Here is a 23804-nt window from a genome sequence, read left to right on the forward strand (position 1 = left end):
CCGCACCCCGCGCCCGCCGGGGCGGCGCCGAACGCGGCGCCCCGGCAGGCGCCGAACCGCACACGAAGCAAGGAGACACGATGGACACGCTGGTGACGAAGTCGACGGGCGCGCTCGCGGGCGCGGCGGTGGGCGACGCCCTCGGCGGCGCGGCCGAAGGCAACACGCCCGAGGCGATCCAGGGACGCTACGGCGGATTCATCGAGGGGATCGTGCCCCCGTTCAACGAGGACTGGCGTCACGCCCGGCCGATCGCCCCCTACCACAAGGGCGACGGCCACATCACCGACGACACCCTCATGACCACCGCCCTGGTCGACGTCTACGACACCGTGCGTGACCACCTCGACGCCCACGCGATCGCCGAGCACCTGGTGCCGCTCCTCATCGGCGAGCAGCGCTGGATCCCCGAACTGGAATCCGAGTCGCTGCTGCTGCACCGCGTCTTCCTCGCCGAGAAGTGGCTCGTCGCCCGGCTCCACTACGGACACGTCGACCCGCGCGAGGCCGGAGTGGGGAACATCGTCAACTGCGGCGCCACGATGTACGTCGCGCCGATCGGCATCGTCAACGCCGCAGACCCCGAGGCCGCCTACGCCGAGGCGATCGACGTCGCCGGAGCCCATCAGTCCAGCTACGGGCGCGAGGCCGCCGGGGTCTTCGCCGCCGCGGTCGCCGAGGCGATGCGGCCCGGCGCCGACGTCGCATCGGTCGTCGAGACCGCCCTGCGGCTCGCCAAGGACGGCACCAGGGCCGCGATCGACGCCGTGGCGCAGGCCGCGGCCGGCGTCGACGACTGGCGGGGCGGCCTCGCCGAGCTGCGCCGCGCCGTCGAACCGTTCGACACCGTCGGCCCGCACTACCGGCAGCCCGCGATGGACGCGCGGATCCCCAGCCGTACCAAGGCCATCGAGGAGCTCCCGATCGCCCTCGGCATGCTCATCGCCGCGGACGGCGACTACCGCGAGGCCGTTCTCGGGGCCGTCAACTACGGCCGGGACTCGGATTCGATCGCCGTCATGGCCGGGTCGCTCGCCGGGGCCCTCGGCGGCGTCGGCGCCGTGCCCGCCGAATGGATCGGCGGCGTCAGCGAGGGCAGCCGCATCGACATCACCGCCACCGGCCCCGCCATCGCCGCCGTCGCCCGCGACGTGTGGGCGGCCGACGCCGAGCGCGCCGCCCGCACCGCCAAGGCCCGCAGCGCATTCGAGACGGAAACGGCCGTCCGATGATGCGGCTCAGCTGGACGCAGCCCGAAGACCTCGTGCCGCACGCACTGGTCGCCGCCGAACTCGACGGCCGCGACGCCGCCGCGATCCGCGAACGCTGGCTCGATGCGGGCGGCGCGGCCGAAGCCGCCGTCAGCGGCGCGACGCCCGAACCCGCGCCCGAACGCCTCCGATCGCTCGCGCGCGAACTGCTCGCCGAACTCGACCGCCTGCCCGACCCCGCCGGGCTCGCCGCCGACGAACCCGAGGACGCAGACGGCATCCTCGCCTCCGCGGCGCCGCCCGAGCCGCCCGGGTCCTACAGCGCCGACCGGGTCCTCGGCGCCTGGCTCGGCCGCGCGAGCGGCTGCCTGCTCGGCAAGCCCGTCGAGAAGATCCCCCTCGACGGCATCCGCGCCATCGCCCGCGCCACCGGCAACTGGCCGCTCGGCTCCTACTTCACCGAGGTCGGCCTCGACCCGCGGATCGCCGCCCGCCACCCGTGGAACCGGCGGAGCCGCCCGAACAGCCTCGCCGAGAACATCGACGGCATGCCCGAGGACGACGACCTGAACTTCCCGCTGATCGCCCTCGCGCTGCTCGAACGCGTCGGCCGCGGCTTCACCACCGACGACGTCGCCCAGTCCTGGCTGGACGACCTGCCCGGCGGGCGCGTCTTCACCGCCGAGCGCATCGCCTACCGCAACCTCCTCGACGGCTACGAGCCCGAGGCCGCGGGCAGGGTCCGCAACCCGTTCCGCGACTGGATCGGCGCGCAGATCCGCGCCGACGTCTACGGCTGGGCCAGCCCCGGCGACCCCGTGGCCGCCGCCCGCATGGCCTGGACGGACGCGCGCCTGAGCCACGGCCGCAACGGCGTCTACGGCGCGATGTTCGTCGCCGCCGCCGGCACGGCGGCCGTCGCGGGCGCCCCGATCGAGACGGTCCTGGACACCGGCCTCGCGGTCGTGCCCGAGCGCAGCCGCTACGCCGCGGCAGTGCGGCGCGGCGCCGAGATCGGCCGCGGCGGACTCGCCGACGAGGCCGCGATCGACGCCCTCCACGCCGAATACGGCCACCTGCACTGGGTCCACGTCCTCAACAACGCCGCGCTGCTCGCCTTCGCGCTCGTCCGCGGCGACGGCGACTTCGAGCGCACCATCACGCTCGCGGTCTCCGGCGGCTGGGACACCGACTCGGTCGGCGCGACGGCGGGCGCCCTCGCCGGGGCCGTCACCGGCGCGAAGGGCCTGCCGTCCAAGTGGATCGACCCCTTGGACGACCGGCTCGCGAGCTCCGTCCCCGGCTTCGCCGGGGCACGCTTCTCCGAACTGGCCCGACGCACCGTGGAGGTGTCCCGATGAAGGTCGCCATACTGGGCAGCGCCAATCTCGACCTCGTCTACGAGGTCGAACGCATCCCCGCCCCCGGCGAGACCGTCCTGGCGCGAGGATTCGCGTCCTATCCTGGAGGGAAGGGCAACAACCAGGCGGTCGCGGCAGTCCGCGCCGGGGCCGACACCGTGTTCATCGTCGCGCTCGGCCCCGACGACGCCGGTCGCCGCCTCGACACCGAAGCCCGCGCCGCCGGGATCGACGTGCGGCCCCGGTATCCGGGCGGCCCCACTGGGACCGCGGTCATCTACGTGGACCGCCACGGCGAGAACTCCATCGTGGTCAACTCCGGCGCCAACGCGGCACTCACGAAGCTCTCCACGACCGATCTCGCGGCGATCGACACCGCCGATGTCCTGGTCCTTCAGATGGAGACGCCCGTGCGCACGGTCGCCAAGGCCATCGCCGAGGCGAAGACCACCGGGACCGCCGTGGTCCTCAACGCCGCACCTTCCGGAGCGGTCACCCGACGGCTCGTATCCCAAGTAGACGTCCTCATCGTCAACGAGCACGAGGCCGCCGAGATCGTCGGGGAAGCCTGCGATGCCGCCGAACTCGTCTCAGAGCTCACCGCCCAGGGCTGCGCCGTGATCGTGACGCTCGGTGCCGCCGGGGCCCTGGTCGGCGTCCCCGGCGCCGCACCGGTGCGGGTACCCGCCTACGAGGTCGACGCCGTCGACACCACCGGCGCGGGCGACGCCTTCGTGGGGGCCTTCGCCGCTGTCTTCGACGGCACAGGCTTGGAAGCGCTCGTGGACGCCACCGGCTTCGCCACCGCCGCCGCCGCGATCGCCGTGCAGCGCAAGGGCGCCGTCCCATCCATTCCGACGCTGGAGGAGGTGCTGGAGTTCCGTGAAGGACGCTGACCCCGACGAAGCGAACACCAACGAGTTCAACCCGCTGGTGCCCAGGCCGATCGACCGCCCGACGGTCCTCCCGCCCGGCGGCGCGATCGATCCCGGGCAGGGCGACGTCGCCAAGATCTTCGCGGCCCCGAGCGACCCCGCCGACTGGCCCGCGTGGCGCGCCGACCTCACCACCTGGCGCGACGAGGCCCGTAGGCGGCTCCGCTACAGCGGCGCCGCCTACGAGGACCCCCGGACCCGCTGGGCGAGCCGCGCCTACGCCGTCGCCCAGGTGTGGCTGTGGGACGAGCGGCTCTTCGACCACGCCGAGCAGCGGTTCACCGTCGACGCCTTCCTCGAGTCGATCGCGGGCCAGGGCGGCCTCGACGGCCTCGTGCTCTGGCACGCCTACCCCGTGATCGGCATCGACGACCGCAACCAGTTCGACTTCTACCGCGATGTCCCCGGCCTCGCCGGGCTCGTCGAGGAGTTCCACGAGCGCGGCCTGCGCGTCTTCGTCGACTACAACCCCTGGGACACCGGCACGCGGCGCACCGGCCGCGACGACGCGGCCGAACTCGCCGCGCTCGTCGCCGAACTCGGCGTCGACGGCGTCTTCCTCGACACCCTCAAGGAAGGCGACGCGAAGCTGACCCGGGCGCTCACCGGGGCCGAGCCGCCGCAGGTCCTCGAAGGCGAGTCCCGCGTCCCCAACCAGCGCGTCGAAGACCACCTGCTCAGCTGGGCCCAGTGGTTCGCCGACTCCGAGGCGCCCGGCGTGCAGCGGGCCCACTGGTACGAGCGGCGCCACATGATGCATTCCATCCGGCGCTGGAACCGCGACCACAGCGGCGAACTCCAGTCCGCGTGGATGAACGGCACCGGGATCCTGGTGTGGGACGCCGTGTTCGGCGTGTGGGTCGGCTGGAACCGGCGCGACGAGGCCACACTGCGGCGCATGCTCCGCGTGCAGCGCGCCGCCCACGGGATCCTCACGGCGGGGGAGTGGTCGCCGCTCGAAGGCGCGACGCCCGAGGCGATGACCGCCGGAGTCCACGTCTCGCGCTGGACCGAGAACGGCGTGACACTGTGGACTCTGGTCAATCGCGGCGAACGCGACTGGCTCGGCGACCCGCTCGCCGCCGCCCTCCCCGCGGGCGGGCGCCGGTACGACGTGACCGCCGGAACCCCGGTCACCGGCGCGGTCACGGTGCCCGGCCGAGGCGTCACCGGCGTCCTCGAACTCGCGCCCGGCGCCGAGGAGCCGGCGTGGCTCGCCGGGCTCCTGCGCGAGGCCGCCGCCGACCCCGGCTCGTCCGACGCGGCCTTCCCCGCCCGCGAGGCGGTCCGCGTCGTCCCCGCGCCCTCCGAATCCGCCGGCGCGCCGAGCGACGCGCTCCGCGTCGAGGCCGGCCCGAGGCGCCTCGAGGTGACCTACCGCCGCCGCGAGACCGGCTTCTACCAAGGCGCCCCGTACGTCGAGGAGTGGAAGCCCCTCCCGCCGCGCCTGCACGACGGCCGGCGCGAGACGCTCGACATCGAGATCCGCCGCCCGGTGGCCGTCGCCGCCCGTGAAGTCTCGGTCGGCGAGTTCCGGGCCTTCCTCGACGACACCGGCTACGAGCCGCTCGCCTCCGGGCGGTTCCTGTGCGGCGGAGGCGAAGCGGAGGCGCCCGCCACCGGAGTATCCCTTGAGGACGCCCGCGCCTATGCCGCCTGGGCCGGCGCGCGCCTGCCCGACGAGTTCGAATGGCAGCTCGCCGCCGCCCGGCCGGGCTTCCGGCGCCGCCGCCCGGCCGTGTGGAACTGGACCGAGAGCGAGCACTCCGACGGCGTCACCCGCTTCGCGATGCTCAAAGGCGGCGCCGACCACCGCAGCGAAGGCTCCGACTGGTACACCGACGGCGGCGTCCGCGACGAGACGTTCAGCCTGAAATTCCTGCTGCCGGGCCTCGGCCTCGAACGGTCGAGCAGCATCGGCTTCCGCATCGCCTGGGACTTGGGGGACCACCGATGACCGCACCACTGGAGGGCCTGCGCGTCCTCGACGTCTCCACGCTCTTCGCCGGGCCCATCGCGGCGACCTTCCTCGGCGACTTCGGCGCCGACGTGATCAAAGTGGAGCACCCGGCCAAGCCCGACGCCGCGCGCGGCCACGGGCCCTCGAAGGACGGCGTGAACCTGTGGTGGAAGACCCTCGGTCGCAACAAGCGCACCGTCACCATCGACCTCGGCACCGAGGACGGCGCCGAGCTGCTGCTGCGGCTCGCCGCCGACGCCGACGTGCTCATCGAGAACTTCCGCCCCGGCACCCTCGAACGCTGGGGCCTGGGCCCCGAGGCGCTCCACCGCGCCAACCCGCGCCTCGTCGTCGCCCGCGTCACCGCCTTCGGCCAGACCGGACCGTACTCCTCCCGGCCCGGCTTCGGCAGCCTCGCCGAGGCCATGAGCGGCTTCGCGGCCCTCACCGGGCAGCCCGACGGGCCGCCGACGCTCCCGCCGTTCGGCCTCGCCGACGGCATCGCCGCGCTCGCCACCGCCTACGCCGTCCTCGTCGCGCTCCGCTCCGCCGACCGCGACGACCGCGGACAGGTCATCGACCTGGCGATCATCGAGCCGATCCTGATGCTCCTCGGCGGCCAGATCACCGCCTACGACCAGCTCGGCACCCTCCAGCCCCGCAGCGGGAACCGCTCGGTCAACAACGCGCCGCGCAACGTCTACCGCACCGGCGAGGGCGACTGGGTCGCCGTCTCCACCAGCTCGCAGTCGATCGCCGAGCGCGTCATGCGCCTGGTCGGCCGCGGCGACCTCGTCGACGAGCCCTGGTTCGCCTCCGGGCACACCAGAGCCGGGCACGCCGACGAGCTCGACGCGGCCGTCGCCGCCTGGATCGAGGCCAGGCCCACCGGCGAGGTCATCGCGGCCTTCGAGGACGCGCAGGCGGCCGTCGCCCCCGTCTACGACGTGCGCGGCGTCCTCGCCGACCCCCAGTACCGGGCGATCGGGACCGTCCAGACCGTCGACGACGACGAGCTCGGGCCGGTCAAGATGCAGAACGTGCTCTTCCGGCTCTCCGAGACGCCGGGCGCGATCCGCTGGACCGGCCGGCCCCACGGCCGGGACACCGACGAGGTCCTCGCCGAGGCCGGCGTCACCCGCGAACAGCTCGAACTCCTGCGCCGCAAGGGGGTCGTATGAGCCCGGTCAGCGCCCTGTACGTGCCCGGGGACCGCCCGGACCGCTTCGGCAAGGCCGCCGCCTCGGGCGCCGACGTCGTCATCCTCGACCTCGAGGACGCCGTCGCCGCCGAGGCCAAGGCCGCCGCGCTCGCCGATGTCACCGCGTATCTCGCCGCCCCGCCGACCGGCCCCGCCTTCCAGGTGCGCGTGAACGCCGGAGCGGCGCACGAGATCGAGGCCGTCCGCGACACGGGCGCCCGCGTCGGCCTGCGCATCCCCAAAGTCGAGGACCCGCGCGAGCTCGACGAGATCGCCTCGCTCGCACCCGGGCTGCCGCTCACCGCGCTCATCGAGTCGGCCCGCGGCCTCGAAGCCGCCGCGGCCGTCGCCGCCCACCCCGCCGTGCTGGAGGTGGCGCTCGGCGAGGCCGACCTCGCGAGCGACCTCGGCAGCGCCGAGCCGCTGGTGCTCGACCACGCGCGCGTCCGGCTGCTCGTCGCCGCCCGCGCCGCCGGACTGGACGCGCCGATGCTCTCGGCGTATCCCGCCATCGCCGACCTCGACGGCCTGCGCGCCGACACCGAGCGCGGCAGGGCCCTGGGCATGCGCGGCCGAGTCGCCGTCCATCCCAAGCAGCTGCCGGTGATCAGGGACGTCTTCGCCCCGACCGAGCGGGAACTGGCATGGGCGCGGGCCGTGGTCGGCGCGCTCGAGCACGGCGGCGGCGTCGCCACGCTGCCCGACGGCGAGATGGTGGACCCGGCCATGCTCGGGCGCGCCCGGCGCCTCCTCGAACGGGACGGGCCCCTCCGGTAGCGCCGAATCCTCGGATTCGGCCTCGCGGGAGTCGCCGGACGGCTACGCTCTGATCGCCGCTCGCGGTCCCGCGGCGGCACTTGCGAGAGAGCAATGGGGGTAATGCCGATATGAGGCGTAGAACTCGCGACCGCCGCCGGCGGATGGTGTCCATGGTCGTCACCGGAGCCGTCGTCAGCGGCGCAATAGTAGGCACCGGCGCCTGGCTCGGCCGCTCGCGCCGCCTCCCCGAATCCCGGCAGTAGGGGCGAGGGGAGACGACATGAGCAATCTGTTCGTCATCGGTTATCCCGATGCCGTCACCGCCGAGCAGGCGCGCGACAAGTTCCTCGAACTACAGCGCTCGGAACTGCTCGCACTCCAGGACATCGCCATCGCCGAGAACCACGACGGCAAGATCAAGCTCCGCCAGATCCGCAGCGACACCGGTATCGGCGCCACGTCCGGCGCGCTGTGGGGCGGCCTGATCGGACTGCTGTTCTTCATGCCGCTGCTGGGCATGGCCGTCGGCGCCGGAGCGGGCGCCATCGGCGGCTCCGCCACCGACAGCGGCGTCAACGACGATCTCATGCGCGAGCTCGGACAGCAGCTGACGCCGGGCGCGGCGGCGGTGTTCGCCCTGGTCGAGCAGGCCACCTACGACAAGGTCATCGACGCGCTGGAGCCGCTCGGCGGCAAGCTCGTCCAGACCTCGCTGTCCACCGAGGAGGAGAGCGCCCTGCGCGAGGCGATCGCCCAGGCACGGGCCGCCCGCGCCTGACCGGCGCCATCGAGCGGCCCAGAGCGACGCGGCACCGGACGCCGATCCGGTGCCGCTCTCGCCATGCCCGGCCGCGACGGCGCGGACGATATCGTGGTGAAGCGGTTGAAGCCCCGGTCGTCGGTCAGGCACCGGCCGACGCCGGTGAAGTTCGGGTCGCGCGGGGCCGGATGCGCCTTCTCGGCATGGGCGCTGCGGCCCGCGGCGTTGACCTGCCGGATCTCGACGAGCTGCCCCGCCGTCGTCTTCATCACCCACGACATCGACGAGTCCGTCTACCTCGGACAGCGGGCCCTGGTGCCCTCCTTGCCGCCCGCCGCCGCCCGCGCCGCGATCGCCGTCGACCACTGAGCTCATCCACTCCGCCTCCGAACGCGGCTTCTCCCCGCACCGGGCCTGGCGCGCGGCACTGCTCGTGGTGCACGACGAGCCTGCACCCGATCGGCTTCCGCTTGACAGTACCTATCGATTTTCGATATATTCCGATCGTAACTCGATCGAAGGAGTCCTCGATGGGAAAGACGACGATCCTCGCGCTGCGCATCGTGCTCGCGATGGCGCTCGCCGGTTCACTGCTCGTGCAGGCGGTGGGGGCGGCGCTGTTCGGCAGCGACTTCGAGGACGACCCGAACCTCTCCTACCTGCGCGTCCCCCTCGTCGTGGTCCTCGTCCTGGGCATCGCGACCATCCAGATCACCATGGTCTGCATCTGGCGCCTGCTGACGATGGTGCGGCGCGGCACGGTCTTCTCCGAGGCCGCCTTCCGCTACGTCGACATCGTGATCGGCGCGATCGCGGCCGCCTCGGTCCTGACCTTCGCGTTCGCCGTCCTCGCGGCCTCGGCGAACCACCGCGTGCCCGACGACGAGGTCGCCCCGGGCATCGTCTTCCTCATCTGCGGGGCGTCGGTGATGATCGCCGGGGTCGCCCTGCTCGTCGTGGTGATGCGGAGCCTGCTGTCCCAGGCGATCGACCGCGACGCCGAGGCCCACCACCTGCGAGCCGAGCTGGACGAGGTGATCTGATGCCGATCGTCGTCGACATCGACGTCATGCTCGCCAAGCGCAAGATGTCCGTGGGCGCGCTCGCCGAACGCGTCGGCATCACCCCCGCCAACCTGGCGGTCCTCAAGAACGGCCGCGCCAAGGCGGTGCGCTTCACCACCCTCGCCGCCCTGTGCGAGGCGCTCGAATGCCAGCCCGGCGACCTCCTCCGCTGGAAGCCCGGGGACGCCGCCGAGACACCCCGGTAAGTCGTACGACCGGAGCGGCGCGGTCGCCGGCCCCTCGATCACGCCGCCGTCGACGTCGAACCGGGAGCCGTGGCACGGGCAGTCCCAGCTGCGCTCGGCGTCGTTGAACCGCACCAGGCACCCCAGGTGCGTGCAGGTCGCCGAGACCGTCCGGAGCTCCCCGTCGTCGCGGCGGTGGACGGCCCGCCGCTCGCCGTCGAGCTTCATGACCGCGCCCTCGCCGGGCCGCAGGTCCTCCGGCGTCTCGGCGCCGCGGCGCCTGCCGATCCGGTCGCCCACGAAGTGCTTGGCGACGTCCTTCTGGAACGAGGCGAACGTGGCGGCCTCCTTGCCCGCGTGCAGGCGCGAGGGCTCGTACAGCCCGCCCCACGCCGGCTCCCCGCCGAGCACGAGCCCCGCGAGCAGGCGCCCCGACATGACGCCGTTGCTCATGCCCCAGCCGCCGAAACCGGTCGCCACGTACAGGTGCCGCCCGCTCCCCGGCAGGCGCCCGACGAACGGCACCCCGTCGGTGGTGGCGCTGTCCTGCGCCGCCCACCGGTAGGCGAGTTCGGTGACGCCGAAGCGCTCGGCCGTCCAGGCCGCGAGTCGCTCGAACCGCTCCGACACCTCGCCCTCGCCGGGGGTGAACGACTCGCCGGTGACGATCAGGAGCCGCTCGCCGTCGCGGTACGGCGCGGTGCGCACCGAGCGCGTGCCGCCCTCCTTCGTGATGTACATGCCGCCCGGGTCCTCGCCGAGCGGGATCGCCCCCGCGACGACCACCTCGCGATGCGGCGACAGCCTGGAGAAGAGGCTGGGCCGGTTGAAGATCGGGTAGTGGGTCGCCACCACCGCGTCCAGAGCCCGCACCCGGTGCCCGCCCTCGACGGCGAGGACCACGGGGGACTCCTCCCGCTCCAGGCCGACCACGCGGGTGCGCTCGAAGACCCGCCCGCCGTTCGCGAGGAGGTCCTCCAGGAGCGCCAGCAGGTACCGGCGGGGGTGGAACTGGGCCTGGCCGTCGAGCCGGACCGCCCCGGCGACGGCGTAGGGCAGGCCGGTCTCGGTCGTGAACGACGCGTCCAGGCCCGCCTCGCGGGCGGCGTCGACCTCGTCGCGGATCGCCTGGACGCCCTCGTGCCGCTCGGTGTAGACGTAGGCGGGCGCCCGCTCCAGTTCGCAGTCGACCGACAGCGCCTCGGCGGTGGCGAAGGCGTATTCGACGGCCTCGGACTGGGAGGCGGCGTAGCGGCGCGCCGCCTCGGCGCCGAGCGCCGACCGCAGATGCGCGTAGACGAGCGCGTGCTGCGCGGTCAGCTTCGCCGTCGTGTGCCCCGTGACGCCCTCGAGGACGCGCCTGGCCTCCAGCAGCGCCACCGACCTGCCCGCGCGGGACAGCTCCCAGGCCGTGCACAGTCCGGCGATCCCGCCGCCGACGACCGCGACGTCGATGTCCAGGTCGTCCTCCAGCGGCGGATGCTCCTCGGCCTCGGCCGAGGCGATCCAATAGGACTCAGGGGGTCCGAAATGCACTGTCATGGTGACGGTTTACCCACACCGGGGCGCTCCATGCGCGGCGGCGCCGTCATCCCGCTTTGCGGCCGTAGCCCTGGAAGAGCACCGCGGTGGTCGGCGAGGGCACCATGCGGACGGTGGATCTGCGGTGGAGCGACCAGGCCGCCAGGTCGGCCATGGACGGCCGGATGCCCCGCAGGGCCAGGCGCACGCCGTGCCGCTCGCACTCCGCGCGCAGCACCGCCCGGTCGACCAGGAGGGCCGGGTCGTGGACGCCGCGCGGCGCGAGCCGCACGGACTCGATCAGGCCGATGGCGATCAGGCGGCACAGCGCGGTGTCCGCGAGCGTGTCGATCACCAGCACCCCTCCGGGGCGGAGCAGGCGGCACGCCTCCGCCACCGCGCGCGGCAGGTCGGGGACGTGCTCGAGGATCTCCCCGGCCACGACGACGTCGGCCGAGCCGTCGGCCAGCGGCGCCGCGAGGACGTCGCCCCGGACGGCGTGGACCCCGTGCTCGGCGGCCAGCCGCAGCGAGGGAGCCGAGAGGTCCACGCCGATGTGCCGGTAGCCCTTGCCCGCGATGTGCGGCGCGAGCAGCCCCGCGCCGCACCCGAGGTCCACCAGGACCGCGTCCGGCCGGGCGGCCGGCGGGACGAGCCGCCCGCGGGCGGCGGCGAGCCAGTGCAGCATCACGAACGGCCCGCGCGGGCGCCACCACTGCTCGGCGTGGTCGTCGTAGAGCGCGAGATCGCCCCGCGCCGGCTTTCGGGAGCGGGCCGTGAGACTGCGCATGCGACCAGGATGGCACACTGGCGCCCGTGAAGCGGGCTTCGGCGGTGACGTGGGCACTCGCCCGCGCCTGCCACCCGCTGCCCGTCCTGGCGGTCACGGCGATCACCGCCGGGCTGGTCATCGGCGCCGAGCGGCCGTTCGGCGCCTCGCTGACGGTGGTCGCCGCCGTCTTCGCGGGCCAGCTGTCCGTCGGCTGGCTCAACGACCTGGTCGACGCGCCGCGCGACGCCATGGCGGGCCGCTCGGGCAAACCGGTGGCGGCCGGGGAGGTGGCCCCGGCGGTCGTGCGCGTCGGCGTGATCGCCGCGGCCGCGCTCGCGCTCCTCCTCTCGCTGCCCTCCGGACTGGCCGCCGCCGGAGCGCACACCGCCGCCCTGGTCTCGGCGTGGGCCTACGACCTCGGCGTCAAGGCCACCGCGTTCTCGGTGCTGCCGTACGCGGTGTCGTTCGCGCTGCTGCCCGCGTTCGTCTCGATGGGGCTGCCCGGATCACCGCTGCCGCCGCCGTGGCTCCTGGCCGGTGCCGCGTGCCTGGGCTCGGCGGCGCACTTCGTCAACGTGCTGCCCGACCTCGACGACGACGCCGCGACCGGTGTGCGGGGCCTGCCGCACCGCCTTGGCCCGCGCGTGAGCTGGGCGGTCGCCGCGGCCCTGGTGCTGGGAGCCTCGGCGCTCCTGGCCTTCGGGCCGCCCGGCCCGCCCGCTCCGGCGGGTCTGGCCGCGGTGCCCCTCGCGGCGGCCGTGCTCGCCGTCGGCGCGCTCCTGGGGCGCCGCCCGCGCTCGCGGGCGGCGTTCCGAGCGGTGATCGCGGTGGCCCTCGTCGACGTGGCATTGCTGCTCCAAACCGGAGTTTCGACGCCATGACCTCTAGCCGTCGCATCCGGGGGTTTGTACCCTGGTATGAGGGGCATTCGTCTCCGGATGCGCGACCGCTCCCGGTGCGCCCGACCCGAAAGCGAGGGCTGGTGTCAGCAACACGGACCCGCACAGAGACGGCGCGGCGGTGAGCGCGCGCGTCACCGGCGTCGGCGCGGCGCTGCCGCCCGCCTACGAACAGGACACGCTCTGGTCCGAGTACTTCCGCGAGCACTTCGCCGGAAGCCGGGCCGCCGAGCGGATCTTCGCCTCCTCCGGGGTGCGCCGCCGCCACTCGGTGATCGACCCGGCCAGTGGACTGGACGTCTCCACCTGGTCCACAGGGGACCGTATGCGCAGTTACGGGGAACTGGCGCCCCCGCTCGGCCACCGGGCGGTCGCCGAAGCGCTGGACGACGCGGGCCTCGGTGCCGACGAGGTCGGCATGCTCGCCGTCGCCTCCTGCACCGGCTACTGCACCCCCGGCGTCGACATCCAGCTGGCCGCCTCGCTGGGGCTGCGGCCGGACGTCCAGCGGCTGCTCGTCGGGCACATGGGCTGCCACGCCGCCCTGCCCGGCATCGGCGCGGTCGCCGACTTCGTCTCGGCGCGCGGGCGGTCCGCCGTGCTGCTCTGCCTCGAGCTGACCACGCTGCACCTCCAGCCGGCCTCCAGGGATGCGCAGCAGGTGGTCACCCACGCCCTGTTCGGCGACGCGGCGGCGGCCCTGGTGCTGCGCCCCGAGAGCGAACCGGGCCCGGGTCTGCGCGTCACCGAGATCGCCGCCCGCACCGGCACCGGCACCAGCGGCCACATGACCTGGGACGTCACCGATCTCGGCTTCCGCATGGGATTGTCGCCCGACGTCCCCGAGGTCCTCGGCGAGCACGTCGGCCCGCTGGTGAAGGACCTGCTGGCCCGCCACGGCCTCGACGTGCCCGACGTGCGCGGCTGGGCGGTGCACCCCGGCGGGCCGCGCATCCTCGACGCCGTCCAGGACGGCCTCGGCCTCGCCCCCTCCGACCTGGCGGCCTCGCGCGAAGTCCTGGCCGAGTACGGCAACTGCTCCTCGGTCACCGTCCTGCTGGTACTGCGCGAACTGCTGCGCGCCGGCGAGCCGTCCGGACCGGTGGTGGCGATGTCGTTCGGCCCCGGGCTCACCCTGTACGCGGCGCTGCTCGAACCGGCGTGAGCCGGACGCGCCTCACCGCTGCGACGCGAGCCAGGCGGCCGGGTCGAGGCGGAGCCGGTCGATGAAGCTCAGGGCGGCGCCGATCGCGGCCGCGTCGGGGCCGAGGATCGCCGGGCGCACCGCGACGGGCGCCCACGCGGCCGACAGCACGCGCCGGGCGATCTCGTCCTCCACCCGATCGGTGACCCATGAGGACAGCAGGGCGAAGCCCCCGCCGAGCAGCACGGTGCCGATGTCGAGGATGTTCAGCACATTGGACAGCGCCACGCCCAGCGCGGTGCCCGCCTCGTCGATCGCCGCGAGCGTGGCCGCGTCGCCCTCGTCGGCCCTGGTCGTGACGGCGAGTTCCGGCATGGTGCCCGCCGGGGCGGGCGAGTCCCCCAGCAGCGCCTGCGGACTGGCGTAGGTCTGGAGGCAGCCGCGCGAGCCGCACGGGCACCGCCTGCCCTCCGGGTCCACTGTGACATGCCCGAGTTCGCCGCTCCAGCCCCGCGAGCCGCGTACGAGCCGCCCGTCCAGGATGATCCCCGCGCCGATGTGCAGCCCGCCCGAGACGTACACGAAGTTGTCGAGCTCGCCCCGCGTGGCGTGCAGCTCGCCGTGCGCGGCGAGGTTCGCCTCGTTGTCCACGGTGATCGGCAGGTCGAGGTGCCCCAGCCCCGACCGCAGGAGCGAGCCCGCGTCGACGTCGGCCCATCCGAGCGCCGGGGCGGACCGCACGACGCCCTTGTCGACTGGCCCCGGCACGGCCAGCGTGACCGCGACGACCGTGAGGCGCTCGGCGGCGACGGCCTCGACGGCGGCCGAGGCCATCGCCGCCAGGCGGCCCATCACGGCGGCCGGCTCGGCGTCCGCGAACGCGAAGGGCGCGAAGGCCAGGTGCCGGACGGTGCCGGTGAGGTCGACGACGCACGCGGCCAGGCCGTCGGCCCGGATGTCGAGGCCCAGGCCGGCGGGCCCGCTGCGGGAGAGGATCAGCCCGACGCGGGGGCGCCCGGCCCGGCCGTCGCGGGCCGAACCGGTCTCGGTGACCAGCCGCCCGGCGATGAGCTCTTCGACGATGCGGGTGATGGTGGGGCGCGTCAGGCCGGTGACCGAGGCGAGCTCGGTGCGGGAGATGGGCCTCTCGGCGGCGAGGACGTGCCGGAAGACCAGCTCGAGGTTGAGCTCGCGGAGGCTCTCCTGCCGGGCGGGACTCGCCGCCCGCTCGGTGCCGGTCATGCCGCCGACCGGGCGGTGGCGGCGAGCGCGGCGGCCTCGTCTGCGGCGAGCGCACCGTCGGCGACGACCGCGATGACGTTCCGGTCGATCGACTCGCCCGGTTCGAGCACCAGCGGGCGGTCCCAGGCCAGCGAGGAGCCGACGCCGAGGTAGTCGCGGGCCCGGACGAACCAGCGGTCCATCGCCGTCTCGGCGTTCCCCGGCAGGAACACCACCGTCCACTCGCGGTTCTCGGAGTCGAGGCCGCCGACGGCCACCCAGTCGGCCGTCTTGCCGTGGACGGCGCGGACCCCGGTGCCGTCCTGGCTGAGGACCCTGACCGGTCCGGTGACGGCCGGGCCGCGCCAGAAGAAGCCGCCGTAGCCCGCGCCGGGGCGGCCCAGCGCCGCGGGGCTGCGGATCGGCAGCGGCCGCCGGGTCGCGTTGGCCAGGCGCGTCCGCACCCGCAGCGCCCACGCGTCCCGGTTCACCGGGCGGCAGACGATCGACCGGCGCTCTCGCAGGAGGATCGCCCGGCCCGCGTCGACCCAGCGCACGGTGTGGACCAGATCGGTGTCCGACAACGTGAGCCACCGCTGATGCCGCTGCATCCCGTGGTCGTCGAGCCAGGCCGGGCCGTGCCCGGCGACGAAGGTCCGCCCGCCCCAGAAGTTGCGCCCGTCGATGTCCGGCGCGGCGATGCTGATGCCCAGCTGGTGGGTGTGGGAGTCCGGTCTGGCGTCGGTGACCAGGCACCCGGCGAGCGTGCGCACGGGGTGGAGGAACGGGCGCGGCGCGGTGGACGGGGGCAGCTCGGGCCGCCACACGTACCTGGCGACCTCCCGCCCGCCGACCCGGAGCTCGACGGCGTCCGGCGCCTGGGCCGCGAGCGTCGGACCGGCAGTGCCGGGGACCTTCATGCCGCCTCCCATCGCCTACGCCTCGTCGTGCGCCCGAGCCGCCGCGACCAGGGCGAGCGTCGCCGGGCGGTCGAGGTCGCCGTCGGCGACCACCGTGATGATACGACGGCGCGGACCGGCGCCCGGAGCGGCCATGAGCGGTGCCGACCAGGCGAGCGAGGCGCCGACGCCGAGGTAGTCGCCGCTGCGGACGAACCACGGGTCGCCCTCGTCCGCGGCGACGAAGACCAGCGTCCACGGCGCCTCGCCTGAGGCGTGCAGCGACAGCCAGGCGGTGCGCGCGCCGTGGAGCCCGCGCTCTCCGGCCGCGTCCGGCCCGACGACGCGGACGCGCCGCCCGCCCCGCCGCGCGCGCCAGAAGAAGCCGCCGTAGCCCGCACCGGGGCGGCCGTTGACCGCCGGGCTGGCGAACGCCAGCGGCGAGGCGGTCAGGTTCGTCAGCTCGAAGCCGAAGTCCAGCGCCCACGCCCGCTCGTCGAGCGGCACCGCGGCGATCCGGCGGCGCTCGCGCAGCAGCGCGGCCCCGCCGGGGCCGGTCCAGCGCAGCTCGTGGGCGAGCGCGGTGTCGCTCGCGGACTCCCAGCGGTGGTGGCGCTGGACGCCGTGGTTCGGCAGGGTCACCGGGCCGCGCCCGGCGACGAAGGTCCGCCCGCCCCAGAAGTTCGCGCCGCCCACGTCGGCCACCGCGAGGCTCACGCCGAGATGGTGCCGGTGGTCCTCGGGCATGAGCTCGGTGACCGCCGTTCCCGACGGCGTGCGCACCGGATGCAGGTACGGCCTGGGGGAGAGGCCTTCGGGCAGCTCCGGCCGCCAGACGTAGTCGGCCACCGCCCGGCCGTCCAGGCGCAGGACGCGCGGCTCGGCGCCGACGTCTCCGGCCCCGCCGCTCACGGGGTGATCCGCACTGGACCGAACTCGGCCGCGCCCCCGGCGGCGTCCGGCGCGGCGGCGGCGAACAGGCCGAGGGCCGCGCCGACCCACTGCGCGGCGGTGGCCTCGAACGGCGGGCCGAGCGGGCGCGGCGGCTCGCCCGCAGCGCCCGCCAGGAAGCGGCAGCGGCCGTCCCCGTCGAGCTCCACGCCGATCGCGACCGTCGCGGTCGTGCCGTCCTCGCCGAGTTCCACCGCCGTCGCGTCGGCGGCCTCGCGTTCGGTGCCGCCCGCCTCGGCCCTCCGGTGGACCAGGGCGGCGCCGCCGGGCGTGCGCTCCAGGCCGATCCAGGCGTAACTGTCGCCCAGCACCGTCAGACCGGCCCGCGCGCCCGCCGCCGCACCGGCCAGCCGCACGGTGGTGACGGCGCGGAACCGCTCGGCGGGCAGCCGCTGCTCCAGCAGGTTCGGGAGCCGCCGCAGGTCCCCGGTGTCGGTCGGCGCGCACGCCAGCCGCAGTGCCCCGCCCGGCCCGGGCTCCCGCCACTCCGGTTCGGGATTGGCCGCCCACGCCCATTGCAGACCGGGCTCGCCGCCGGGGAAGTCGTCGCCCGCGGCCGGGGCGGTGGGCGCCTGGTCCGAGGCGACGTCCGGTTTGGCGTGCGTCGCGACCGGCCGCCCCGGCGGCTCGCCGATGACGGGCCAGCCGTCCGAGTCCCACCGCATCGGCTGCAAGTGCACGACGCGCCCGAACGCGTCCCTGTCCTGGAAGTGCAGGAACCAGTCCCGTCCGCCCGCGGCGGTCACCCACGCGCCCTGGTGCGGCCCGTTGACGTCCGTGTCGCCCTGCTCCAGGACGATCCGCTCCTCGTAGGGGCCGAAGACGTCCCTGGACCGGAACACCGACTGCCAGCCGTCGCGCACGCCCCCGGCCGGGGCGAAGATCCAGTACCAGCCGTCGCGGCGGTAGCACTTGGGGCCTTCGAGCGTGCGGTACCCCGGCAGGGCGCCGCCGTCGACGATGTCGCGTCCGTCGTCCAGCAGCGCGGTCGCGTCCGAGTTCATGCGGTGGCAGGTGAGCCGGTTGTTGAACCCGGCCCGGCTCTTCGCCCAGGCGTGCACGAGGTACGCCGAGCCGTCCTCGTCCCACAGCGGGCACGGGTCGATCAGGCCCCGCCCGCTCTTGAGCAGGCGCGGGCTCGACCACGGTCCCGCCGGGTCGGCGGCGGTGACGACGGAGACGCCGCGGTCGGGATCGGGGTAGAAGATCCAGAACCGGCCCGCGTGGTGGCGGATGGCCGGCGCCCACACCCCGCAGCCGCGCCGCGGCTCCCGGAACGCCCCCTCGGGCTCCAGCCGGGGCAGCGCGTGGCCGATGATCGTCCAGTTCACCAGGTCCCGGCTGCGCAGCACGGGCAGCCCCGGCACGCGGTGGAAGCTGGAGGCGACGAGATAGAAGTCGTCGCCGACCCTGACCGCGTCGGGATCGGACCAGTCCGCTCGCAGGACCGGGTTGCTGTAGGTGCCGTCGCCGTTGTCGGCGGTCCCGAATGCCTTGGCCCCTTGGTTCACGTCGATGCTCCGCGTCTATTTGAGTCCGGTGGTGGCGATGCCCTTGACCAGGTACTTCTGGCCCGCGATGAAGAAGCCGATGATCGGCGCCAGCGACAGGACCGACATGGCGAACATCTGCCCCCACTGCGACTGGCCCTCGGAGTCGACGAACTGGCGCAGCGCCAGCGGCACCGTGTACAGCTCGGGGTCGGTCAGGTAGATCAGCGGCCCGAAGAACTCGTTCCACACCGAGATGAACGTGAAGATCGCGGTGGTGGCGAACGCGGGCGTGCACAGCGGCATGATCACCTTCCAGAAGGTGCGGAACGGCCCGCACCCGTCGATGCGCGCGGCGTCGTCGAGCTCTTTGGGGAGCGAGCGCATGAACTGCACCATCAGGAAGATGAAGAAGGCGTTGGTGGCCAGGAAGTTCGGCACCAGCAGCGGATAGTAGGTGTTGAGCCAGCCGAGCTTGGAGAACAGGATGTACTGGGGCACCAGCAGGACGTGCCCGGGCAGCATCATGGTGCCGAGCATGAGCACGAAGAACAGCTTCCGGCCGGTGAAGTCGAGCCTGGCGAAGCCGTAGGCGGCCAGCGAGCACGAGAACAGGTTCCCGATGATGCTGAGCACCACGATGACCAGCGAGTTGGTGAAGTAGACGCCGAAGTCGTAGTCCAGGGCCGTCCAGCCGTCGGCGTAGTTCGACGGCGCCCATTCGGTCGGCCACAGCCGCAGGTCGTCGAAGATCAGCGAGTTCGGTTTGAGCGAGCTGGAGAGCATCCACAGCAGCGGGTACATCATGACCAGGCCCACCAGGCTCAAGAGCAGGTGCCGTGTGAATCTGCTCCGCCTGGTGGAGCCGAACCGCTCGATGGGGGCTTCGTCGTCGCGCTCGCGCTTTCCGGCCCGGCGCGGGGATGCGGTGTTGATCGACATGGCAGACCTCAGTTGTCGTAGTGGACCCAGTACTTGCCGGACAGGAACGTGAGCCCGGTGAACACGGCGATGACGATCAGGAGCGTCCACGCCATCGCCGAGGCGTATCCCATGTGGAACTGGTTGAACCCCTGCTGGTACAGGTACAGGTTGTAGAACAGCGTGGAGTTCGCCGGACCGCCGGAGCCGTTGTTCATCACGAAGCCCTGGGTGAACGTCTGGAACGAGGCGATGAGCGACTGGATCAGGTTGAAGAAGATGATGGGGCTCAGCAGCGGCAGGGTGATCGAGCGGAACTGCCGCCATCTGGAGGCGCCGTCGACCGCGGCCGCCTCGTAGTACATCGTCGGGATCTGCCGCAGCCCGGCCAGGAAGATCACCATCGGCGAGCCGAAGGTCCAGACGTGCAGGACGATCAGCATGCTCAGCGCGTAGTCGGGGTCGGTGGTCCACGAGGGGCCCTGGACGCCGAACCAGCCGAGGAAGGCGTTCACGATCCCCTCGCGGCCGAAGATCTCCCGCCACAGCAGGACGACCGCGACGCTGGCGCCCAGCAGCGAGGGCAGGTAGAACACCGCCCGGTAGACCGGCAGCCCCTTCACCCCGCGGTTGAGGACCATCGCGACCAGCAGCGCGGCCGCCAGCGACAGCGGCACCGACACGAACGTGTAGGTGAAGGTGACCTTCAGCGACTGGAGGTACAGCGGGTCGGCGAACATCTCGCGGAAGTTCTCGAAGCCGATCCACTTCGGATCGTTGAGGAGGTTGTAGTCGGTGAACGCCAGGTACAGCGAGGCGAAGAACGGGATGACCACCAGCAGCATCCCGAGGAACCAGGGCAGCAGGAACAGGTAGCCGGCGCGGTCCCTGTGCCGGCGGCGTCCAGCGGCCGGGCCACGGCCGCCGCGGCGCTCTCGCGCCGCCGGCACAGGGACCTGCTCCCTCACTGTGTTGGCATCGGTCGGTGCGGTCACTGCTCGAGCGCGTCCTGCGACTGGGCGACGAATGCGGCCGCGGCCTCGCTCGAGCTCATGCTGCCGAACTCGACCTCGGTCGCGATCGCCGCGAGGGCGTCGGCGATCGCCGAGCCGCCGGGCGGATAGGGGAAGGAGGGCGGCAGGTCCTCGCCCTGGAGCCCGATCAGGTACTCCGTGGCGGTCCGGTCCTCCTCCGCGAGATCGCCCATCAGGTCCTCGGCGATCTGGGAGTTGGGCGGCACCCCGCGCGTGGTGCCGGTGGCCTGGGAGGCCCGGGGGTCGTTGGCCAGGAAGTCCAGCAGCCGCAGCGCCTCGTCCTGATGCTCCGAGGCCGAGGCGATCGACCACAGGTGCGGGCAGTCGACCGACTGGCCGCGGCGGACACCGGTGGTCTCGCCGGGCATGCGCAGCAGCGCGAGGTTGCCGCCCGCGGCCTGGGAGTAGGACAGGAAGTTGTTGGTGGGGATGATCTGGCTGGCCAAGGTGCCCGCGGCGATGTAGGACTGCTCGGCGCCGCCGCCGACCTGCTCGAAGAAGCCCGCGGGCGGGAAGCCGCCGGCGTCGCGCATGGCCTGGATCATGTCGAACCAGGCCTGGACGCTCGCTTCGGACGCCCCGAACCGGCCGTCCTCGGTGAAGAAGTCCTCGCCCTGCTGGCGGATCCAGACGATGATGTTGGCGAGGGTGGACGCCTCGAAGCCGGTGCCGTAGACCTCGCCGCCGGTGGCCTCGGTGACGGAGGCGGAGAACTCGGCGAGGTCGTCCCAGCTCCAGGTGTCGCCGTCGGGGATCGCGATGCCGTGCTCGTCGGTGATGTCGCGGTTGACGATGAAGCCGATCGCGTTGAGTCCGGCCGGGACGCCGTACACGGCGCCGTCGACCTCGGCCAGGGCCCGGGCGCTCTCGGACAGGCCGGAGAGGTCGACCGCGTCGCCGGCGGTGTTCAGGTCGAGCAGGGCGCCCCGGTCGGCGAACTCGCGAAGCGAGTCCATGCGCTGGGCCATCAGGTCGGGCTCGTCCCCGGCGGCGAAGCGGGTGGCGAGCTTGTCCTGGTAGGGGCCCGAGTCCTGGTACTCGGTCTTGACGGCGATGCCGGTCTCCTCGGTGAAGATGTCGAGGGCGGCCTCGGTGACCTCGGCGCGGGCCGCGTCGCCCCACCAGACCATGTTGATCTCGCCTTCGCCGCCGGAGGAGTCGTCGCCGCCTCCGAAGCCGCGGCCGCAGGCGGCCAGACCGGGTCCGAGGGCGAGGCCGAGGCCGGACAGCCCGGACGTCTTCATCAGGTTCCGGCGGCTCAGTCGCGGGCGGGAGGGGGTGCGGTCGTTCATCGCGCTTGCGGTCCTTTCCTTCCGTGCGGCCGGGGGAGGTCCGGCCTCGGGCGTGCGCTCCGCGGCGGCGGAGCGGGGTGCGGCTGGGTGGCGCGTCGCCGGGTCTCGGTCGTCCGCGTCTCGGCTTCGGGGGCCGCTGGACTCGGGGTCGCGGCTCAGATTACGACTGTGATTCAGGTTATGTCAAGTCATGAAAAAAATTTGTTCGGAATGCGACGCGCATCGATGCCTTGAAGGCGGCGGCGCGGCGCCCGGCGGCCACCGCCGAGCACCGCGCCGCCGGTGAGGAGCCCGGCCGGCCCCTCCCGTCGCTGCGGAGGGACCGGCCGACGCCGCCGGTCGAAGCGCGGCACCACTGGATCGCTGGACGAGACCGCCGGCGGCGCAAGGGCGTCCGGTGGGCCGGGCGCCATGCGGCCCGAGCCCACCGGGCACTCCCTCGGTCACGGTCCGGACGCCCGAGGCGGCGTCCGCGCGGTGCCTTCCGGGTCGGCTACGGCAGCACCTGGGTGCCGCCGAAGGTCACGACGAGGCTGCCGTCCGAGGCGAAGGACCAGTCCAGCGAGCCGGAGTACTCCGAGCAGCGGGAGCCGTTCGAGCCCTCCCACCACTGGTTCCCTCCGGCGTCGTCGCCGATGATCCGGTCCTCGTCGCCCGAGTCGCACGAGGTGTTGTCGCGGAAGGTCGAGGAGCCGCCGTCGAAGTTGAAGTTGCGCTCGGCGTTGCCGATGCTGGCGTTGCCGGTGATCGTCATCGACCCGGGGTTCGAGTTGTAGGTGAACCCGTGCTTGCCGTTGTCGTAGGCGATGCTGTTGGTCACGGTGTGGTCGACCGCGATGTCCTCGCCGCCGAGCTTGAAGCCGTTGCGGTCGCCGTTGCCGGCCTGGCCGCCGTTCGAGAGCGTCCCGTTCTCGTACGCCAGGGAGTTCTCGATCAGCACCTCGCCGATCGGGCCCGTGTCGTCCTTGGTGTACAGGTCCCAGCCGTCATCGATGTTGTTGTGCGCCACGGTGTTGCGGAAGACGTTACCGGGACCGGAGGTCAGCTTCGCGGCGAAGCCGTCGGCGTCCTCGCCGTCGGAGTCGACGTTGTCGTGCGACTCCGAGCTCACCACGAGGTTGTGCGAGGGCCACTCCTCTTCGGGCGCCCCGGCGGTGTACCGCGCGATCTGGAGGCCCGTGTCGGCGTTGTGCCGCGTGACGACCCGCTCGATGATGTTGTGGTTGCCGCCCAGGAGGATCCCGTTGTCGCCGGCGTTCTCGACGATGAGGCCGTAGAAGTGCCACCAGTCGCCGCCCATGGCGATGCCGCGGTTGGCCGAGTCCTCGCTCTGGCCCGAGAAGTCCAGCACCGGCGTCTCGCCCGGGTAGGCGAACAGCTCGGTGCGGTCCGAGGAGGTGCCGTCGTTGCCCGGCTCGATGTGGACCGTCTCGGAGAAGTCGTAGGTCCCGCCCTTCAGGTAGATCGTCCCGCCCGGCTCGATGCGGCCGATCGCCGAGACCAGCGTCGTCGGGTCCGACTCGGTGCCGGAGGCGCCGTCGGTGCCGTCCGGCGCCACGTACAGCTCGTCGCCGGTGGGCGGGTCGGTCGGGTCGTCGGGCGTCGTCGGGTCGTCCGGCGGCGTGGTGGTGTCGTCCGGCGGGGTGCCGTCGGTGGTCACGTCCACGTAGTCGAGGTTGGGCAGGCCCTCCCCGGCGGTGGCGGTGAACTCGATCGTGTTGGTCCCCGCGTCCAGCTCCACCTCCACGAGCTCGGTGACCCAGTTCGTCCACGCGCCGGTGTCCTCGAACGCGGCCGAGGCCGCGGTGGCGTCGTTGACCGCCACCTCGGCGGGCCGGTCGCCTCCGCCGCCGTTGGCGTACCGGATGCCAAGGGTGGCCGTCCCGGCCGCGTCGGCCTCGACGGTGAACCGGGCCCACGCGCCTTCCTCGTTCTCCGAGTTGCAGAAGCCGCTGCCGGAGAACCCGGCGTGCTCGGACTCGATCTCGCCGCCGCACTCGACCGAGGAGTCCTCGGCCTCGTAGCGGGTCTCCTGGGCGTGGGCGGTGTTCATCGCGACCATCGTCGCCGCGGCGGCGACCAGGCCGGTCAGGCCGGCCACCGAGGCCACGCGCACCTTTCTTCTTCGGGACATGTCGTTCCTTCTCTCGTATCGAAATACATAGAAACGTTGATGGATCTTCCGAGTCTATGGAAAGGGCTTTCTCAATGTCAAGGTCCGATG

The 23804-nt window shown here is 73.3% G+C and carries 20 protein-coding genes and 2 pseudogenes; 11 read left to right on the top strand and 11 right to left on the bottom strand.

From position 1 onward, the window contains the following. The first annotated feature begins 80 nt into the window (after window positions 1-80). The 7 genes from YWW_RS0119455 to YWW_RS0119485 all read left to right on the top strand — a co-directional run bounded on the left by YWW_RS0119455 (window position 81) and on the right by YWW_RS0119485 (window position 8205). Window positions 81-1232 (top strand): ADP-ribosylglycohydrolase family protein, encoded by a 1152-nt coding sequence (locus YWW_RS0119455; RefSeq protein ID WP_026931416.1) that lies wholly within the window; start codon window positions 81-83, stop codon window positions 1230-1232. Then, window positions 1229-2572, top strand: a complete 1344-nt coding sequence (locus YWW_RS0119460) for an ADP-ribosylglycohydrolase family protein (RefSeq protein ID WP_211228623.1) — start codon at window positions 1229-1231, stop codon at window positions 2570-2572. Before YWW_RS0119455 ends, YWW_RS0119460 begins: the two co-directional genes overlap by 4 nt. Further along, window positions 2569-3468: a ribokinase gene (locus YWW_RS0119465; RefSeq protein WP_026931418.1), complete on the top strand. Its 900-nt coding sequence runs from the start codon at window positions 2569-2571 to the stop codon at window positions 3466-3468. Before YWW_RS0119460 ends, YWW_RS0119465 begins: the two co-directional genes overlap by 4 nt. Then, window positions 3455-5464: an SUMF1/EgtB/PvdO family nonheme iron enzyme gene (locus tag YWW_RS0119470; RefSeq protein ID WP_051326054.1), complete on the top strand. Its 2010-nt coding sequence runs from the start codon at window positions 3455-3457 to the stop codon at window positions 5462-5464. Before YWW_RS0119465 ends, YWW_RS0119470 begins: the two co-directional genes overlap by 14 nt. Further along, the gene (locus tag YWW_RS0119475; protein ID WP_035701025.1) at window positions 5461-6648 is read left to right on the top strand and encodes a CaiB/BaiF CoA transferase family protein; all 1188 of its coding nucleotides are present in this window, start codon (window positions 5461-5463) and stop codon (window positions 6646-6648) included. The genes YWW_RS0119470 and YWW_RS0119475 overlap by 4 nt, the downstream gene beginning before the upstream one ends. After that, window positions 6645-7445, top strand: a complete 801-nt coding sequence (locus tag YWW_RS0119480) for an HpcH/HpaI aldolase/citrate lyase family protein (protein WP_026931420.1) — start codon at window positions 6645-6647, stop codon at window positions 7443-7445. The genes YWW_RS0119475 and YWW_RS0119480 overlap by 4 nt, the downstream gene beginning before the upstream one ends. A 262-nt stretch (window positions 7446-7707) precedes the next feature. Next, complete coding sequence (locus YWW_RS0119485) at window positions 7708-8205, top strand: DUF1269 domain-containing protein (RefSeq protein ID WP_026931421.1); 498 nt, start codon at window positions 7708-7710, stop codon at window positions 8203-8205. A gap of 65 nt (window positions 8206-8270) precedes the next feature. Here YWW_RS0119485 and YWW_RS38040 read toward each other — a convergent pair. Continuing rightward, window positions 8271-8441: pseudogene (locus YWW_RS38040) on the bottom strand (dioxygenase family protein); the annotation flags it as partial. 276 nt (window positions 8442-8717) lie between these two features. Between YWW_RS38040 and YWW_RS37480 the strand changes: the two are divergent. Next, window positions 8718-9230: a DUF2975 domain-containing protein gene (locus tag YWW_RS37480; protein WP_026931423.1), complete on the top strand. Its 513-nt coding sequence runs from the start codon at window positions 8718-8720 to the stop codon at window positions 9228-9230. After that, window positions 9230-9457, top strand: coding sequence for a helix-turn-helix domain-containing protein (locus YWW_RS37485; protein ID WP_081687602.1), 228 nt, complete (start codon window positions 9230-9232; stop codon window positions 9455-9457). Before YWW_RS37480 ends, YWW_RS37485 begins: the two co-directional genes overlap by 1 nt. Here YWW_RS37485 and YWW_RS31655 read toward each other — a convergent pair. Both YWW_RS31655 and YWW_RS0119505 read right to left on the bottom strand, forming a co-directional pair. Beyond that, a pseudogene (locus tag YWW_RS31655) lies at window positions 9455-10978 on the bottom strand (FAD-dependent oxidoreductase); the annotation flags it as partial. The gene YWW_RS37485 and the pseudogene YWW_RS31655 overlap by 3 nt on opposite strands. A gap of 46 nt (window positions 10979-11024) precedes the next feature. Next, on the bottom strand, window positions 11025-11747 hold the full coding sequence (locus YWW_RS0119505; RefSeq protein ID WP_026931424.1) for a class I SAM-dependent methyltransferase: 723 nt from the start codon (window positions 11745-11747) through the stop codon (window positions 11025-11027). Window positions 11748-11773: 26 nt separating this feature from the next. Between YWW_RS0119505 and YWW_RS0119510 the strand changes: the two genes are divergently transcribed. After that, the gene (locus YWW_RS0119510; RefSeq protein ID WP_026931425.1) at window positions 11774-12610 is read left to right on the top strand and encodes a UbiA family prenyltransferase; all 837 of its coding nucleotides are present in this window, start codon (window positions 11774-11776) and stop codon (window positions 12608-12610) included. Window positions 12611-12749: 139 nt separating this feature from the next. Continuing rightward, entirely contained in the window at window positions 12750-13793 is a 1044-nt protein-coding gene (locus YWW_RS0119515; RefSeq protein WP_026931426.1) for a type III polyketide synthase, read from the top strand. A 12-nt stretch (window positions 13794-13805) separates the two neighbouring features. Here the strand turns inward: YWW_RS0119515 and YWW_RS0119520 are convergent, their stop codons facing one another. From YWW_RS0119520 to YWW_RS0119555, 8 genes are all read right to left on the bottom strand, one after another. Then, entirely contained in the window at window positions 13806-15014 is a 1209-nt protein-coding gene (locus YWW_RS0119520; protein ID WP_026931427.1) for an ROK family transcriptional regulator, read from the bottom strand. After that, window positions 15011-15913: a DUF6807 domain-containing protein gene (locus YWW_RS31660; RefSeq protein WP_035704749.1), complete on the bottom strand. Its 903-nt coding sequence runs from the start codon at window positions 15911-15913 to the stop codon at window positions 15011-15013. Before YWW_RS31660 ends, YWW_RS0119520 begins: the two co-directional genes overlap by 4 nt. A 15-nt stretch (window positions 15914-15928) precedes the next feature. Continuing rightward, the gene (locus YWW_RS0119530) at window positions 15929-16804 is read right to left on the bottom strand and encodes a DUF6807 domain-containing protein (RefSeq protein WP_051326055.1); all 876 of its coding nucleotides are present in this window, start codon (window positions 16802-16804) and stop codon (window positions 15929-15931) included. Further along, window positions 16801-18354, bottom strand: coding sequence for a glycoside hydrolase family 43 protein (locus YWW_RS31665; RefSeq protein ID WP_035704728.1), 1554 nt, complete (start codon window positions 18352-18354; stop codon window positions 16801-16803). Before YWW_RS31665 ends, YWW_RS0119530 begins: the two co-directional genes overlap by 4 nt. A gap of 15 nt (window positions 18355-18369) precedes the next feature. After that, window positions 18370-19275 carry a carbohydrate ABC transporter permease gene (locus YWW_RS0119540; RefSeq protein ID WP_026931429.1) on the bottom strand — a complete coding sequence of 302 codons (906 nt, stop codon included), beginning with the start codon at window positions 19273-19275 and terminating at the stop codon, window positions 18370-18372. Window positions 19276-19283: 8 nt separating this feature from the next. After that, entirely contained in the window at window positions 19284-20204 is a 921-nt protein-coding gene (locus YWW_RS0119545; RefSeq protein ID WP_026931430.1) for a carbohydrate ABC transporter permease, read from the bottom strand. A gap of 41 nt (window positions 20205-20245) precedes the next feature. After that, window positions 20246-21580: an ABC transporter substrate-binding protein gene (locus YWW_RS0119550; RefSeq protein ID WP_051326056.1), complete on the bottom strand. Its 1335-nt coding sequence runs from the start codon at window positions 21578-21580 to the stop codon at window positions 20246-20248. 493 nt (window positions 21581-22073) lie between these two features. Then, window positions 22074-23714 (bottom strand): carbohydrate-binding protein, encoded by a 1641-nt coding sequence (locus YWW_RS0119555; protein ID WP_081687594.1) that lies wholly within the window; start codon window positions 23712-23714, stop codon window positions 22074-22076. Between the last annotated feature and the right edge of the window lie 90 nt (window positions 23715-23804).

This window comes from Glycomyces tenuis DSM 44171 (assembly GCF_000427885.1).
GTDB lineage: Bacteria > Actinomycetota > Actinomycetes > Mycobacteriales > Micromonosporaceae > Glycomyces > Glycomyces tenuis.